The organism is Teichococcus wenyumeiae (genome assembly GCF_003696345.1).
GTDB classification, from domain to species: Bacteria; Pseudomonadota; Alphaproteobacteria; order Acetobacterales; family Acetobacteraceae; genus Pseudoroseomonas; species Pseudoroseomonas wenyumeiae.
On the sequence record NZ_RFLX01000013.1, the window covers coordinates 81,037 to 95,641 of the forward strand.

12 protein-coding genes are annotated in these 14,605 nt (G+C 70.4%); 3 read left to right on the forward strand and 9 right to left on the reverse strand.

The features are described 5' to 3' along the window. Positions 1 to 35: 35 nt before the first annotated feature. The 9 genes from EBE87_RS17035 to EBE87_RS17075 all read right to left on the reverse strand — a co-directional run bounded on the left by EBE87_RS17035 (position 36) and on the right by EBE87_RS17075 (position 9,717). Positions 36 to 881, reverse strand: a complete 846-nt coding sequence (locus tag EBE87_RS17035; protein WP_120640128.1) for an ABC transporter permease — start codon at positions 879 to 881, stop codon at positions 36 to 38. Further along, the gene (locus tag EBE87_RS17040; protein ID WP_120640127.1) at positions 878 to 1,822 is read right to left on the reverse strand and encodes an ABC transporter permease; all 945 of its coding nucleotides are present in this window, start codon (positions 1,820 to 1,822) and stop codon (positions 878 to 880) included. The genes EBE87_RS17035 and EBE87_RS17040 overlap by 4 nt, the downstream gene beginning before the upstream one ends. Continuing rightward, entirely contained in the window at positions 1,813 to 2,895 is a 1,083-nt protein-coding gene (locus EBE87_RS17045) for an ABC transporter ATP-binding protein (protein ID WP_122140085.1), read from the reverse strand. Before EBE87_RS17045 ends, EBE87_RS17040 begins: the two co-directional genes overlap by 10 nt. After that, positions 2,892 to 3,872, reverse strand: a complete 981-nt coding sequence (locus tag EBE87_RS17050; protein WP_120641210.1) for an ABC transporter ATP-binding protein — start codon at positions 3,870 to 3,872, stop codon at positions 2,892 to 2,894. Before EBE87_RS17050 ends, EBE87_RS17045 begins: the two co-directional genes overlap by 4 nt. After that, positions 3,869 to 4,771, reverse strand: a complete 903-nt coding sequence (locus EBE87_RS17055) for a PfkB family carbohydrate kinase (RefSeq protein WP_122140086.1) — start codon at positions 4,769 to 4,771, stop codon at positions 3,869 to 3,871. The genes EBE87_RS17050 and EBE87_RS17055 overlap by 4 nt, the downstream gene beginning before the upstream one ends. Continuing rightward, entirely contained in the window at positions 4,768 to 5,613 is an 846-nt protein-coding gene (locus EBE87_RS17060) for a BtpA/SgcQ family protein (protein WP_120638814.1), read from the reverse strand. Before EBE87_RS17060 ends, EBE87_RS17055 begins: the two co-directional genes overlap by 4 nt. Beyond that, complete coding sequence (locus EBE87_RS17065) at positions 5,613 to 6,389, reverse strand: glutamine amidotransferase (protein WP_120638813.1); 777 nt, start codon at positions 6,387 to 6,389, stop codon at positions 5,613 to 5,615. Before EBE87_RS17065 ends, EBE87_RS17060 begins: the two co-directional genes overlap by 1 nt. Further along, positions 6,386 to 7,456 carry a LacI family DNA-binding transcriptional regulator gene (locus EBE87_RS17070; protein ID WP_120638812.1) on the reverse strand — a complete coding sequence of 357 codons (1,071 nt, stop codon included), beginning with the start codon at positions 7,454 to 7,456 and terminating at the stop codon, positions 6,386 to 6,388. Before EBE87_RS17070 ends, EBE87_RS17065 begins: the two co-directional genes overlap by 4 nt. A 194-nt stretch (positions 7,457 to 7,650) precedes the next feature. After that, positions 7,651 to 9,717: a DUF4214 domain-containing protein gene (locus EBE87_RS17075; protein WP_158600904.1), complete on the reverse strand. Its 2,067-nt coding sequence runs from the start codon at positions 9,715 to 9,717 to the stop codon at positions 7,651 to 7,653. A 337-nt stretch (positions 9,718 to 10,054) separates the two neighbouring features. On the opposite strand from EBE87_RS17075, the gene EBE87_RS17080 reads away from it, so the two are divergent. From EBE87_RS17080 to EBE87_RS17090, 3 genes are all read left to right on the forward strand, one after another. Next, the gene (locus EBE87_RS17080; protein ID WP_158600903.1) at positions 10,055 to 11,923 is read left to right on the forward strand and encodes a tetratricopeptide repeat protein; all 1,869 of its coding nucleotides are present in this window, start codon (positions 10,055 to 10,057) and stop codon (positions 11,921 to 11,923) included. 132 nt (positions 11,924 to 12,055) lie between these two features. Further along, on the forward strand, positions 12,056 to 13,066 hold the full coding sequence (locus EBE87_RS17085) for a sugar ABC transporter substrate-binding protein (protein ID WP_120638809.1): 1,011 nt from the start codon (positions 12,056 to 12,058) through the stop codon (positions 13,064 to 13,066). 13 nt (positions 13,067 to 13,079) lie between these two features. Beyond that, a complete protein-coding gene (locus tag EBE87_RS17090) occupies positions 13,080 to 14,585 on the forward strand; it encodes a sugar ABC transporter ATP-binding protein (RefSeq protein ID WP_120638808.1) in 1,506 nt (501 codons plus the stop codon). Positions 14,586 to 14,605: the final 20 nt, after the last annotated feature.

Consider the following 14,605-nt stretch of genomic DNA (forward strand, 5'->3'; position numbering starts at 1 on the left):
TCCGACGGGCGGTGTGTTGCGGTGGAAGGCAAGCATCAGTCACGCGGGTCCAGCCGGTCGCGCAGGCCGTCGCCGAGCAGGTTGAAACCCAGCACGGTCAGGAAAATGGCGAGGCCGGGAAACCAGGCGAGCCAGGGGGCCTGATCCAGGAAGCCGATGGCGTCGCGCAGCATGTTGCCCCAGCTCGGGGTCGGCGGCTGCACGCCGAGGCCGAGGAAGGACAGGTAGGATTCCGTAATGATGGAGGAGGCCAGCAGCACCGAGGCCTGCACCAGGATGGGCGAGAGCGCGTTGGGCAGCACGGTGCGCCAGAGGATGGTCATGGCGCCGAAGCCCAGCGCCTGCTGCGCCCGCACGTAATCCAGCCCCCGCAGCGCTAGCGCCTGCCCGCGCGCCACGCGCGCCAGCACCGGCAGGTTCACCGCCGCGATGGCGATGACCGTGTTGCCGAGGGATGCCCCCAGCGCGGCGGTGATGCCGAGCGCGAGCAGGATGCCGGGGAAGGCCAGCAGCACATCCATCAGCCGCATCAGCACGGTATCCACCCAGCCGCCCAGGAAGCCGGCCAGCAGCCCGATGGTGCCGCCCAGCAGCAGCGCCGCGCCGACACTGGCAATGCCCACCAGCAGCGAAACGCGGGCGCCGGCCAGGATGCGGGAGAGCGTGTCCCGCCCCAGGTCGTCGGTGCCCAGCGGATGGCCGGCGCCGGGGGGGGCCAGGGTTGCCAGGAAGTCCGGCGTCTCCGGCCCGGGCAGCGGCAGCAGCGGCGCCAACACCGCCCCCAGCACGGCGAGCAGCACGAGGCCGAGGCCGATGGCGGCGCGGGGGTCGCGCAGCAACCGGCGCCAGAGCGGCGCGCGGGTCATGACGGCGGCGCTCATGCGCGGCTCCGCAGGCGGGGGTCAAGCACGGTGTAGAGCAGGTCGGTCAGCAGGTTGATCAGCACGAAGAGCGTGGCGGTGACCAGGATGGCGCCCTGCACCACCGGGAAGTCGCGGGCGAAGATGGCATCCACCGTCAGCTTGCCGATGCCGGGCCAGGAAAACACGCTTTCCGTCACCACCACGCCGCCCATCAACTGGCCGAATTGCAGCCCCACCAGCGTCACCACCGGCATCAGCGCATTGCGCAGCGCGTGGCGCCAGACCACGCGGCGGGCCGGCAGGCCCTTGGCGCGGGCGGTGCGGACATAGTCGGCGGAGAGGATCTCGATCATCGCCGCGCGGGTCATGCGCATGGTGGCGGCGGCGAGCGCGGCGCCCAGCGTCAGCGCCGGCAGCGCCAGGTGCCGCAGCGCCTCCAGCGGGTCCTGCAGGAAGGGCACGTGGCCGGAGGAAGGCAGCACCGGAATGGCGATGGAAAAGCCCATGATCAGCAGGATGCCGAGCCAGAAGGAGGGCAGCGAGAGGCCGCAGAGCGCCACCAGGGTGGCCGCGAAATCGGCCGGGCCGTTGCGCCGCGTCGCCGCCACCACGCCGGCGGGGATGGCGATCAGCAGCGAGACGACCAGCGCTGCCAGCGCCAGTTGCAGCGTCGGCAGCAGGGCGGCGCCGATCATGCCCAGCACTGGCCGCCCGGTCTGGATGGAGCGGCCGAGGTCGCCCTGCAGCACCTGCCAGAACCAGGCCAGGAAGCGCAGCGGCAAGGGGTCGTCCAGCGCATACTTGGCGCGCAGCGCGGCCACGGCGGCGGGGTCGGCCTCCAGGCCCAGCATGGCGGTCACGGGGTCGCCTGGCACGCTGGCCAGCAGCGCAAAGGAGAGCACGCAAAGCCCGAAGAGCACGGGCAGCAGGGCGAGCAGCCGCCCGGTGATCAGGCGCATGGGGTCGGCCTTTCGGAAGCGGCGCCGCGGTCCTGGTCCCGGGCGCGGCGATAGGCGGCGATCCGTGCCGCCAGGGCCGGCGCCGGCAGGCCCGCCGCCGCCAGGGCGGTGAAGGGCGGCAGGGCCTCGGCGAAGTGGCAGGCGGCCTGGTGAGGGGCGACAATGGTCCGCAGCGCCGGCTGCGGCTCCCGCCGGCAGGTGTCGCGCGCTTCCGGGCAGCGGGCGGCGAAGCGGCAGCCAGGGGGCGGCGCGGCGGGGTTGGGCGGTTCCCCGGCCAGGGGGGCGGGGGCGCGCGGGCCGGTATCGGTGCGCGGCGCCGCTTCCAGCAGGGCGCGGGTGTAGGGGTGGCGCGGGTCGGCGAAGACGGTGCGCGAGGGGCCGGCCTCCACCACGCGCCCGGCATACATCACCGCCACATGGTGGGCGAGGTGCCGCACCACCGCGAGGTCATGCGAGATGAAGACCAGCGCCACGCCGGTCTCCCGTTGCAGATCCTGCAACAGGTTCACCACCTGCGCCTGCACCGAGACATCGAGGGCCGAGACCGGCTCGTCGCAGATGATCAGCTCCGGCCCCACCGACAGCGCGCGGGCAATGGCGATGCGCTGCCGCTGTCCGCCGCTGAACTGATGCGGCAGGCGGTCGAGCTGCGCGGCGGAAAGCCCCACGCGCTCCATCAGCGCGGCGGCGCGGCGATGCGCCTCGGCCCGGTCGCAAAGGCGGTGCAGCAGCATCGGCCGCACCAGCGCGTCGCGGATGCGCTCGCGCGGGTTCAGCGAGCCATAGGGGTCCTGGAAGACCACCTGCACGCGGCGCCGCATGGCGCGCAGCGCATCGCCGTGCAGCTCGCGCATGTCGGTGCCATCCAGCAGGATGCGGCCGCCATCGGCTTCCTCCAGCCGCAGCAGCAGGCGGCCCAGGGTGCTCTTGCCGCAGCCGCTTTCGCCGACGATGGCCAGGGTCTCGCCCCGCGCCAGGGTCAGGTCGATGCCATCCACGGCGCGCAGCAGGCGGCCGCCGGGCAGCGGGTAGGTCCGGCGCAGCGCCTCGGCCTGCAACAGCGGGGCATTCATGCCAGGGCCTCCACGGGGGCGCGCCAGCAGGCGACGTCATGCCCCGGCGCCAGTTCGCGCAGCGGCGGGGTGGCGGCACATTCGGCGGCGGCGAAGGGGCAGCGCGGCGCGAAGCGGCAGCCTTCCGGCATCTCGCCCGGCGCCGGCATGCGGCCGGGGATGGGCTCCAGCCGCGCCGAGGTGCCGGTGAGCGCGGGCATGGCCGCCAGCAGCGCCAGGGTATAGGGGTGCTGCGCCCCGGCGAAGAGGGCGGCGGCCGGCGCGCGCTCGATGATACGGCCGGCATACATCACCGCCACCTCGTCCGCGATCTCGGCCACCACGCCCAGGTTGTGGGTGATGAAGAGGATGCCGGTGCCATGCTGTTCCCGCAGCGCCGCCAGCAGCGCCAGGATCTGTGCCTGGATGGTCACGTCCAGGGCCGTGGTCGGCTCATCCGCGATCAACAGGGCGGGTTCGCAGGCCAGGGCCATGGCGATCATCACGCGCTGGCGCATGCCGCCGGAGAGTTCATGCGGATAGGCATCCAGCCGCCGCTCGGGCGCCGGGATCTGCACCTGCCGCAGCGCGGCCAGGGCGCGGCCGCGTGCCTCGGCGGCGGAGAGGCCGCGATGCACCCGCAGCGCCTCCCCTACCTGGTCCCCGATGGTGAAGACCGGGTTCAGCGAGGTCATGGGTTCCTGGAAGATCATGGCCATGCGGTTGCCGCGCAGCCGCGTCATGCCGCGCTCATCCAGCCCGGCGACATCCTCGCCCTCAAAGCGCAGGCGGGTGGCGCCGATCTCGTATTGCCCTGGCGTCAGCAGGCGCATCAGCGCCATGGCCGTGACGCTCTTGCCCGAGCCGCTTTCGCCGACGAGGCAGGTGATGCGGCCGGGATGCAGCGTCAGGGACAGGTTGTCCACCACCCGCACCCGGCGCCCCTGTGGGCCGAGATCGACGTTGAAGCCGGCCATCTCCAGCACGGGCGCGCTCATGCGGCGACGCCTGCGAAGAGCGCGCGCAGCTCGGCGGCGGAAGGCAGGGCGGCGAAGGCGCCGGGGCGGGAGACGGTGAGCGCCGCAGCCCGCTGCGCCCGCTTCGCCGCCGCCGGCAGCGTGTGCCCGGCCAGCAGCAGGGCAGCCAGCACGCCGCAGAAGGTATCGCCGGCGCCGGTGGTATCCACCGCCGCCACAGGCTGCGCCGGGTGGTGGTGATGGCCTGCGGCCCCGGCGGAAACGCAGCCATCGGCGCCCAGCGTCACCACCGCGCAGGCGGCGCCGGCACGGTGCAGCGCCTCGGCGGCGGCGGCGGCGCGGCGGCCGGTCAGGGATTCGGCCTCTCCGGCATTGGCGACCACCAGGGCGCAGAGCGGCAGCAGCGGCGCCATGTCCCAGCGCAGCGGCGCGGTGTTCAGCATCACCCGCGCGCCCCGCGCCAGCGCCGCCCGCATGGCGGCCTCGGTGGCGGTGAAGGAGAGATTGCCTTGCAGCAGCAGCATGTCCTCGGGGCCGAGCCCCGCGGCCGCCGCCTCGGCCTCTTGCACGGAGAGTGCATCCGCGGCGGCGCCGAGGGTAAGGATGCAATTCTCGGCATCGCGCGCCACCATCAGCAGCGAGAGGTCGGTGGGCGCATCCTGCGGCAACAGGGAAAGGCCGGCGAAGGGTTCGGCACCCAGGATGGCGCGCAGCTCCTCCGCCGCCCCGTCCCGCCCTACGGGGGCAGTGAACTGCACGGCGGCGCCGGCCCGGGCGGCCACCACCGCCTGGTTCAGCCCCTTGCCGCCGGGCGCGCGCGCCTGGCCATCGGCCACCAGCGTTTCCCCCGCCCGCGGCAAGTGAGGCACCGGACAGAGGAGGTCGATGCCGGCATTGCCGAGGACGAGGAGGCGGCTCATGCGCGGGCGCGCTCCACCGCCGCCATGAAGGTCCGCAGCCGCTCGGGGTCCACCGGGTTCCACCAGACGCCATCGCGCTTCAGGTAGCTGGCGACGATCACGGCATCGGCCACCGTCAGGATGTCGCCCACATTCTCCGGCGTGACGCCGGAGCCCACGGCCACCGGCAGCGCCGTGCCGCCGGCGATGGTGGAGAGTTCCTCCATGGTCGCGGAATCGCCGGTGCGCTGGCCGGTGGCGATGGCGACATCGGCGTCGAAGAACTCGACATCGCGCGCCAGTTCCGGGATCGAGCGGTCGGCGGTGATGGCATGGGCGCCGTGCTTCACATGGACATCGGCGAAGATCTTCACCTCACGCGCCTGCAGCCAGGCGCGGTAGCGCGTGGCGGCGGCGGCGGGGCCTTCCACGAAGCCCTCGTTGGCCACATAGGCATTGGCCCATTGATTGACGCGGATAAATGCGGCGCCTGCGGCCTTCGCGACCGCTAGCGCCTGGATGGCGCCATTGGCGAGCACATTGACGCCCACCGTCAGCCCGCTGGCGCGGCGCACGGCATCCGTCATCACCGCCATGCCGGCGGCGGTTTCGGGGCCCAGGTGCTCGGGCTTGCTGAAGGGGATGTCGCCATGGTTCTCGACGATCAGGCCATCGACGCCGCCGGCGCGGTAGCGCTCGGCCTCGGCCACGGCGAAATCGACGATCTCCGTCATCGGCTGCCCCTCATAGCCGGGGGAGCCCGGCAGGGGCAGCGAATGGATGACGCCGATCACCGCCTTGCGGCGGCCGAACAGCGCCTCGATGGCATTGGGGCGGGGACGAAAGACGGGCTTGGCGGGCATCAGGCCTCGCGCCCCGCCAGCCAGCCCAGCATGTTGCGCCAGAGCGGCGCATAGCCGGCCCAGTCCACGAAGGGCTGCGGCAGCCAGTGCGGGCCGACATCGGAAGTCCAGGCCAGGGTGCGGCCCTTGCCATGCGCGCCGGTGACCAGCAGCGGGTGGCCGCCCTCGCTGGCCGGCAGGCTGGCCAGCACCTCGGCGCCCGGCTTGGCCACCACCTCATTGGCGCCGAGCAGCAGCGGCAGCGGCAGCTCCAGGCCCTTGAAGATCGGATGCGCCTCGGCACCCGGGGCCAGCTCGGCCACGAAGCCTTCCGGCACCTCGATGCGGTCGTCGTAGGGCAGGCATTCCACCGGCAGCACTTCCTCTACCGGCGTGCGGCGCCAGCGGGCGCGGCCGTCGATGCCCTGGAAGCTGAAATAGCCGCCGATCATCGCCAGGCCGCCGCCATTGGCCGTCCAGTCGCGGATCAGCTTCAGGCGGTTGGGCACCGGGCGGCCATGCAGCCAGACGGAGGGCGGCAGCAGCAGCGTATTGGCGCCGATGTCGGAGAGCAGGATGACATCGTATTGCGCCAGCCCCTCCAGGGTGAAGGGGAAGCCCTCCGCCGTCTCATGCGCCGTCATGTAGGTCAGCTCGAAGGGGCTGTCGCGCAGCGCCGCCACCAGGGGCTCGGCGCCCAGGTGGAAGGTGACGCTGCCGAACTGGTCGAAGCCCTTGTAGTGGGTGGCGGAGGTCGCCCAGCTTTCGCCGACGAGCAGCACCTTCGTCTTGATCATGCGTGATTGGCTTTCTGTGTTGGGCCGGGGGCCGGGCGCCTGCGGTGGCTGGCCGGTGGCGCGACGGATTGCCGCTCCACCAGTTCCACAGGCAGGCGGACCGGCGCCCCTGACGGTTCTCCGCGCAGCCGTGCGCAAAGCAGGGCGACACTGCGGTGGCCGAATTCGGCCACCGGTTGGCGGATGGCGGTGATGGGCGGGTTGAAGAGATGCAGCGGCCCGACATCGTCGAAGGCTACCAGCGACACATCGGCGGGCACGGAAAGCCCCGCCTCCTGCACCGCTTCGAGAAGTCCTTGCAGCAAGGCGCCGCTGCCGAGAAACAGCGCGGTCGGCCGGTCCGGCAGAGCCAGCCATTCCGCCGCGGCGGCACGGCCCTGCTCCGGCGTATGCGGCCCGTTGCTGGTCCAGGCGACACTGGCGCCGGGCTGGCTGGTCACGGCCTCGCGCAGCCCTTCCAGGCGCTCCGCGCTGCTCATCAGCCCCTGCGGGCCACCAATGAAGCCGAGCCGGCGGTGCCCCGCAGCCAGCAGGTGCGCTCCAGCCAGCTGGCCGCCCTGGATGTTGTCGCAGAAGAGTTTCGGGACGCCTGTGCCTTCCACATCCTCATCCAGCAGCACGATGGATTCCAGCGCCGCGATGCGCTGCGCCAGGGTGCCGTCGTCGCCATGGTTGGTGAGGAAGATCAGGCCATCGACCTGGTGGCTGCGCAGCCGCTCCAGATAATCCAGTTCGCGGTCCAGGCGGTTGAGCGTGGCGCAGAGCAACATGCCCATGCCCTCGGCCTCGGCGGCGCTTTCCACCGCGGCGGCCAGATGCGCGAAGAAGGGATTGGCGATCTCCGGCACCACGAGGCCGATGGTGTTGGAACGGCCGAGGCTGAGGCTGCGGGCCAGCCGGTTCGGCTGGTAGTTCAGTTCGCGCACAGCGGCATCGACGCGCGCCGCCGTGGCAGGCGGCAGCGTGAGGCCGGCATTCAGGTAGCGCGAGACCGTCGTGACCGAAACCTCGGCCAGGGCGGCGACATCCTTGACCCGCGCCGGGCGATGATGGGGCTTCCGCAACATTCCTTGTGAATCGCTTTAGTAAAGCAGTTTACAAGGGTGCCTAACTGACGTGCCCTGTCAACGCCTTTATCAGGCGGGCAGGAGGGATGAAGTGCTCGGTTGCTATGAGATGGAAGCGGCCGGCGGAGGTGGGCCGGCAAAGGGGCGCGGAGCCCCGGCAGGCCCGGCGCAACCATGCGCCGGGCCGCCGTTGTTCAGCCCAGAACGAGGTCCTGACGGAACGAGAGGCCGTTGTCGGCGAGGTCGGCGAGGATCAGCTGCGATTCCTGCGCATCCAGGAAGCCCTGCACCGCCTGGCCACGGCTGCCGCCGCCTTCCAGGAAGCTGTTCCAGAAGGCCGCCCCATCGGCATCGGCTTCGCGGCCGAGGGCATTGCTGTAGAGGCTCGCGATGAAGTCGCTGTTGCTCTGGCTGCCATAGAGCTGCGTGAACTCATCGGAATTCACGAAGGCATCCGCATAGGACTTCTCGTTGAAGGCACCGCTGGCGATGTTCTGGGCGTGGAACTGCAGCCCGGAGACCTCGCCGGAGCGGCCCAAGGCCGCCTCATAGGCGCGGGCGGCCAGCAGCACATTGTAGTTGGCGACCAGCACACCGCTCGAGGCGCCACCGGTGTCGGCGCTCAGCGCCTCGGCCGCGGTCGCCACATCGGCCACCAGTTCACCGCGCGTGGCGCCGGCGGCGAGCGACTGCACGCGGGCGGAGACTTCCTCCTCGCCAGCCTCACGGCCCAGAACCGAGGAATAGATCTTGCGCACGAAACCGGCATCGTCGAGGGCGCCCAGCGCCGATGAGCCTTCCGCCGAATTCAGGAAGGCATCAGCCAGCGCGACCTTGGACATCCCCTGCTCCACCATCGCGGTCCAGCGGGCAGCGCCAAGGCCGTCACCCTCGCGGCCCAGCAGCGCGTTGTAGAGGCGGTCCACCAGCGCGGCATCGCTGGCAGCGGTGTATTCGACGCGCGCATCCACCATCTCGGCACGCTCGATGCTGGTGAAGGTGGTCACGTCCGCAGCACTCCAGCCGATGCTGGAACGGCCTTCGGCGAGACCCAGCGAGACCGTCACGTCGCCGCGGCCCATGCCGGAGAAGATCAGCCTGTCGAAGCCCGCGCCGCCATCAACGGTATCCAGGCCGCCGGTCGCCGTGATCGTGTCGTCGCCGCCGCGGCCGAGGATGACGTTGTTGGCGAAGTTGCCCTTCAGCGTGTCGTTGCCGTCGCCGCCGGTGGCATTCTCGATCACCACGCCATTGGCGATGGTATAGCCGCCGCCGACGAAGGCCGCGTAGCTCAGCACGCCATAGCCCGTCTCGCTCATGTCGAGCGTGGCGGGGGTGAGGTCGATGATGACGTTGCGCTTGCCGGCGACGGCATTGCCGTCGGCGTCCATCACGTCATAGCGGATCTCGTCGACGCCGCCGGCGTCCCAGATGGATTCCCAATAGGCCGTGTCGGGCTGGTAGATGATCGATTCCGGCACGCCCGCCTCGTTCGGCTCGCCGCGCACGAAGGGGCGCGGGTCGTTCGAATCGGGGAGAATGTAGACGTTGTTCTCCGTCCGGTAGTTCATGTTCGCGCCATAGAGATACTGGATGGCGGCGATATCATAGGCCATCGGCGCGGCGGCGAAGCCATGGTCGAGGAAGAAGTCATCCGCCACCGGGCGCTGGCGCGTCGGCACCAGCTGCACATGGCCCTGGTCGTCGAACTCGTAGCCATGGATATAGGACATGACCGAGCCGAACATGTGGTTCAGCTCCAGCACGCCCAGGCTGCGCTGCCGCTCCGCCGAGGTCATGGTGGAATCGATGCCGGGGAAGTAGTTGCCCGCGTATTCGCCGCTGCCGCCGTCATGCGGGTGCTTCAGGCCAAGGCCGTGCCCGACCTCGTGGATCATGGTGCGGTAGAAGTTGCCGCCCGGCTCCAGCTGGTCCGGGGTCCACTGCCGCACGTTCACGGCCTCGAAGTTATAGGTGCCCATGGACTGCGCGTTGGGATTGGCGCTGGGCAGGCTGTGGGAGGCGGAGACGGTGCCGCCGGCCGTGACCTGGTCCTGCAGGCGCTCGCGGAACAGCGCTTCCTCGGCCGTGTAGACGCGGTTGAAGGTTACATTGGCCACATGGGCCCAGCCCTGCACAGCCTTTTCCCAGGCCTGCATCTCGAAGGGCCGCCAGTCGTAAGCTGTGCCGGCGCCGGTCGTCGGGTTGATGTTTCCAGGCAGTTTGTCGAAGTAATAATTAATAACAAACGGGGCGTCCATGGTTGGCTCCGCCCCGTTTGGATTGACATAATGCCGACCGTTATTGATGAACGCATCGACAAATTGATTGCCGCTTTCGGGTTTAATTGTTGTGAGCGCCATGTTTCCTCCGGGGATTGTAGTGGGGGCAGGCCAAATCCGACGACAAGTTGAGAACCTGTCTTGGATTACATTCTGACTAAAAAAATTTCATTCGGTCCAGCCACCGGAGGGAGATTTTTGTTCCGCTAAAGATTTTTCACGAAAATTTTACCACACCGTAAAATTCGCCTCGTCCATCCCCGGAATGCCCGGCCTGGGCTACCCTGACCTTGTCAGCCAGGAGCCGAAGCGCGCTGTGCAGCCCCTTTCCAATGAGGCCTTGCGCCATTTCCATGATGGAGCCGACCTGCTGCGGCAGGGCCGGCTGAAGGAGGCTGAGCCGCTGTTCCGGGCGGTCATCGCACGCTATCCCGATCTGCCGGAGGCCAATGCCACCCTGGGGGCGCTCCTGGGCGCCCTGGGCCGTCCGCAGGAAGCCGAGCCCTATCTGCGCCGCGCCCTCCGCGCCCGGCCTGATTCGGCAGATGCGCATGGCAACCTGGGCAACCTGCTGCGCGACCTGGGGCGCCTGGCGGAGGCGGAGGCCTGCCTGCGCGAGGCCCTGCGCCTGCGGCCCCGATACCCGGAAGCCCTCAACAACCTGGGCGCCGTGCGGCGGGACCAGGGCGACCAGGCGGGGGCCGGGAATGCCTTCCGCGCCGCGCTGGAGCAAAGGCCTGGTTTTCATCTGGCGCGCGCCAATCTTGCGCAACTGCTGCTGCAACAAGGCCAGGCCGCGGCAGCGGAAGCACAATACCGCCTGCTGCTGCGCGCCACCCCACAGGATGCCGCGATCCTGGCCGGGCTGGGCGAGAGCCTGCGGCGGCAGGGCCGCCACGCGGAAGCGGAGGCCCATCTGCGGGAGGCCCTGCGGCTGCGGCCGGAGTCCGGTGCCGCCTGGGTGGAGCTGGGAAATATCCTGCTCGCCGCCGCCCGCCCCGTTGAGGCGGCCCTCTGCTTCCATGCGGCGCTGGAGCGCGACCCGCGCCAGCCGGAGGCGCATCTTGGCCTCGGCATCGCTGCGGCGGCTCAGGGGGACTACGCGGCGGCCGAGAAGCATTTCAGGGCCGCGCTGGCGCTGAACCCGGATCTGGCGGCGGCGCATAACTCGTTAGGCGATACGCTGCGCAACCAGAAGGCCTTCCGTGAGGCCGAGGCCAGCCTCCGCCGGGCACTGCAACTGGCGCCGGACCTGGCGGAGGCGCAGGTGAACCTGGCTTTCACCCTGCTGCAGACCGGGCGCGACGAGGAAGGATGGGCAGCCTATGAGCATCGCTGGCAAGCGGCGCCCTGGGCGCACAGGCCGCAGCACCTGCCGGGCCGCCTCTGGCAGGGCGAGGACCTGACCGGCCAGAGCATCCTGTTGCAGGCGGAGCAGGGGCTGGGCGACACGCTGCAATTCGTCCGCTACGCGCAGCTCTTTCCGCCGGAAACCCGCGTGGTGCTGCGGGTGCAGCGCTCCTTGGTGCGGTTGCTGCAAAGGCTGCCCGGCATTGCCGGTGTTCAGTCCTTGGACGAGCCGCCGCCGGCCCTGGACTGGCATGCTTCCCTGCTCAGCCTGCCGCACCGCTTCGGCGCGGCGGCACCGGCGGTGCCTTATCTGGCGGCCGAGCCCTCCCGCGTCGCGGCGTGGCGGCAGCGGCTGGCGCATCTTCCGGGGGTCAGGATCGGGCTGGCCTGGGCCGGCAGCCCCGGCATGGCGGCGGATGCGCGCCGCTCGCTGCCGCTGCACCTTCTGGAACCCTTGGCGGAGCTCAGCGGCCTCAGCTTCGTTTCGTTGCAGCGCGGCCCAGCCGCCGATGCGACCTCCCGCCTGCCGCTGGAGCGGCCCGCCATGGATGGCGATGACTTCGAGGATACCGCCGCGCTGGTCATGGCACTGGATCTGGTGATCAGCGTCGATACCGCCGTGCTGCATCTCGCAGGCGGGTCGGGCCGGCCGGTCTGGCTGCTGAACCGCTACGACTCCTGCTGGCGCTGGCAGGAAGGCCGCGACGACAGCCCCTGGTATCCCAGCCTACGCCAGTTCCGCCAGCCCGCGCCGGGCGATTGGGCCAGCGTGGTCCGGTCACTGCAAACCGCGCTGGCGCGGAAGGCCTGGATTACGGGTACCTGCCAGGGCTGAGGAAGCATGATGCGCCGCCGCCGCAGGCTTCTTCCACAACGGCAATGATTGCAATCGCCGGGCGGGCTGGTGCAAGCTGGACCCGCCCGAAGCGGCGGCGCCCATGATCGCCCCGGGCAGGGGAGAGACGTCATGGATCAGCAAGACCCACCGCGCGGTGGCCGTCGTGCCCTCTTGACTGCCGCCGCCGCCGCGCCGTTGCTCGGTGGCCTCAGCGCCGGCGCACTCGCCGCCGAGATGGGCCGCTCCGAAAAGCCGCTGCGTGCCGCCTTCTCCAATGCCGGGCTGCAGGCGACATGGTGTGCCCAGGGCAAGGCGGCGGCCGAATACTGGGGCAAGCTGTTCAATGTCGATGTCACCTGGTTCGACGGCGAGCTGAACGCTACGCGGCAGCGCGGCGCCATCGACAACATGGCCTCGCAGCGCTGGGACTTCGTGGCCATCCAGGCCTTCGGCATCGGCACGCTGACGGCGCCGGTGCGGCGGATGATCGATTCCGGCATCCCGGTGATCGACATGGACACGCTGATCGCGCCGCTGGACCAGGTCAATGTCCACAGCTTCCTGGCCCCTGACAACGAGTTCATGGGCGCCTCCGTGACCGAGGCGCTGATGCAGGCCATCGGCGGCGAGGGCACCATCATCATGACCCAGGGCGCGCTGGGCCATACGGGGGCGCAAGGCCGCGCTCGGGGCTTCGATTCCGTGATGAAGCGCTACCCCAAGGTGGAGGTGCTGGACACCACGCCGGGCGACTGGGACGTGACCAAGGTGGCCCGCATCTGGGACACGCACCTGACCAAGTATCCCAAGATCAGCGCGGCCTATTTCCACAACGACGACATGGCGCTGGCCGCCTATAACGTGATGCGCGCCAAGGGCCGCACCGACATCAAGATCGGCGGCTGCGACGCCATGCCGCCGGCCCTCGCCGCCGTGGCGGACGGGCGCATGCATGCCACGGTGCGCAACCCCTCCTGCCGCATCCATGGCGGCGCCATCATGGCCGGTGTCGCCGCCGTGGTGGCGGGGGAGAAGACCGGGCCCGAAGGCATCCCGAAGCACGTCATCACCGATGGCCCGGTGGTCACCAAGGACAATGCCGGCGGCATGGCCTGGATGCAGAAGCACTACCTGATCTAGCGGGGCGCACCGCATGTCCGCCGATCCGCCGCCGCTGCTGGAGCTGCGCGGCGTTTCCAAGCGCTTCGCCGGCGTCACCGCGCTGGATGGCGTGGATTTCACCCTCGGCCGGGGCGAGATCCATGGCCTGGTCGGCGAGAATGGCGCCGGCAAGAGCACGCTGATGAAGATCATCGCCGGCGTCTACGCCGACTACGAGGGCGAGATGCGGCTGGACGGCCGCCCCGTCCGGCTGCGCTCGCCGCGCGAGGCGCGCGATGCCGGCATCGGCATGGTGCATCAGGAACTCTCCATCGTGCCGGCGCTCTCGGTGGCGGAGAACGTGCTGCTGGGCCGGCAGCCGCTGAACCGCCTCGGCATGGTCTCCTGGCGCCGGATGCGGGAGCAGGCGCGGGCGCAGTTGCGGGAGCTTGGCATCGATCTCGACCCGACGGTGCCGGCTGGCTCGCTGCCGATCGGCCTGCAGCAGATGATCGAACTGGCGCGGGTGCTGCTTTCCGGCGCCCGCATCGTGATCCTGGACGAGCCCACCTCCGCTCTTTCACCGCCGGAGGTGGAGCGGCTCTTCACGTTGCTGGAGCGGCTGCGCCAGTCGGGGCGCAGCGTGATCTTCATCTCGCATTTCCTCGATGACGTGCTGCGGATTTCCGACAATGTCACGGTCTTCCGCAACGGCCGCCGCGTCGGCACCGCCCCGGCGCGCGAGGTCGGCAAGGGCTGGCTGATCGAGCGCATGATCGGCGGCGGGCATGAGCGGCTGGAGGAAAGCTATACCGACGCCCGCATGCTGCCCCCCCGCCCCTCCACCCCCGCCGTGCTGGAGGCCGAGGGCCTGGGCGTCGCCGGGCTGTTCGAAGGGGCCTCGCTGCGCGTCCATGCCGGCGAGGTGGTCGGCATCTATGGCTTCATGGGCTCGGGGCAGCTGGAGCTGGCGCGGGCGCTGTCCGGCAAGCTGCCGCTGGACCATGGCACGGTGCGGGTGGATGGCCGCCCGGCGCGGCTCCGCGGCGGCACCCCGGCGGCCAAGCGCGCCGGCATCGCCTTCGTGCCGGAAAGCCGACGCGCCATGCTCTTCGCGCCGGAGCCGGTCTATCGCAACATCAGCATCTCCATCCTGGAGCGCATCAGCCGCCTGCTGCTGCACCCGCGCCGGGAGCGTGAGATCGCCGAGGGGCATGTGCGCCGCCTGGGCGTGCGGCCGGCGCGGGTGGACCTGCCGGTGGGCCAGCTTTCGGGCGGCAACCAGCAGAAGGTCGCCCTGGCGCGCTGGCTGACCCACCTGCCCCGCGTGCTGCTGCTGAGCGAGCCGACGCGGGGCATGGATGTCGGCGCCAAGGACGACGTGGTGCGCATCGTGCGCGCGCTGCGGGAGCAGGGGATCGGCATCGTCGTCGTCTCCTCCGAACCCGAGACGGTGCTGGCGCTGGCCGACCGCATCCTGGTCATGCGGCGCGGCCATCTGGCGCAGGAATTCGCCGGAGAGGCCGTGGGCAAGGACCGCCTGCTGGAAGCTGCCTGAGGCCAGAATCCCAAGAGGAA

Bases quoted from the DNA above. Each gene is read 5' to 3' on its own strand.
- EBE87_RS17035 (WP_120640128.1), bottom strand. From the start codon at position 881: ATGAGCGCCGCCGTCATGACCCGCGCGCCGCTCTGGCGCCGGTTGCTG.
- EBE87_RS17040 (WP_120640127.1), bottom strand. From the start codon at position 1,822: ATGCGCCTGATCACCGGGCGGCTGCTCGCCCTGCTGCCCGTGCTCTTC.
- EBE87_RS17045 (WP_122140085.1), bottom strand. From the start codon at position 2,895: ATGAATGCCCCGCTGTTGCAGGCCGAGGCGCTGCGCCGGACCTACCCG.
- EBE87_RS17050 (WP_120641210.1), bottom strand. From the start codon at position 3,872: ATGAGCGCGCCCGTGCTGGAGATGGCCGGCTTCAACGTCGATCTCGGC.
- EBE87_RS17055 (WP_122140086.1), bottom strand. From the start codon at position 4,771: ATGAGCCGCCTCCTCGTCCTCGGCAATGCCGGCATCGACCTCCTCTGT.
- EBE87_RS17060 (WP_120638814.1), bottom strand. From the start codon at position 5,613: ATGCCCGCCAAGCCCGTCTTTCGTCCCCGCCCCAATGCCATCGAGGCG.
- EBE87_RS17065 (WP_120638813.1), bottom strand. From the start codon at position 6,389: ATGATCAAGACGAAGGTGCTGCTCGTCGGCGAAAGCTGGGCGACCTCC.
- EBE87_RS17070 (WP_120638812.1), bottom strand. From the start codon at position 7,456: ATGTTGCGGAAGCCCCATCATCGCCCGGCGCGGGTCAAGGATGTCGCC.
- EBE87_RS17075 (WP_158600904.1), bottom strand. From the start codon at position 9,717: ATGGACGCCCCGTTTGTTATTAATTATTACTTCGACAAACTGCCTGGA.
- EBE87_RS17085 (WP_120638809.1), top strand. From the start codon at position 12,056: ATGGATCAGCAAGACCCACCGCGCGGTGGCCGTCGTGCCCTCTTGACT.
- EBE87_RS17090 (WP_120638808.1), top strand. From the start codon at position 13,080: ATGTCCGCCGATCCGCCGCCGCTGCTGGAGCTGCGCGGCGTTTCCAAG.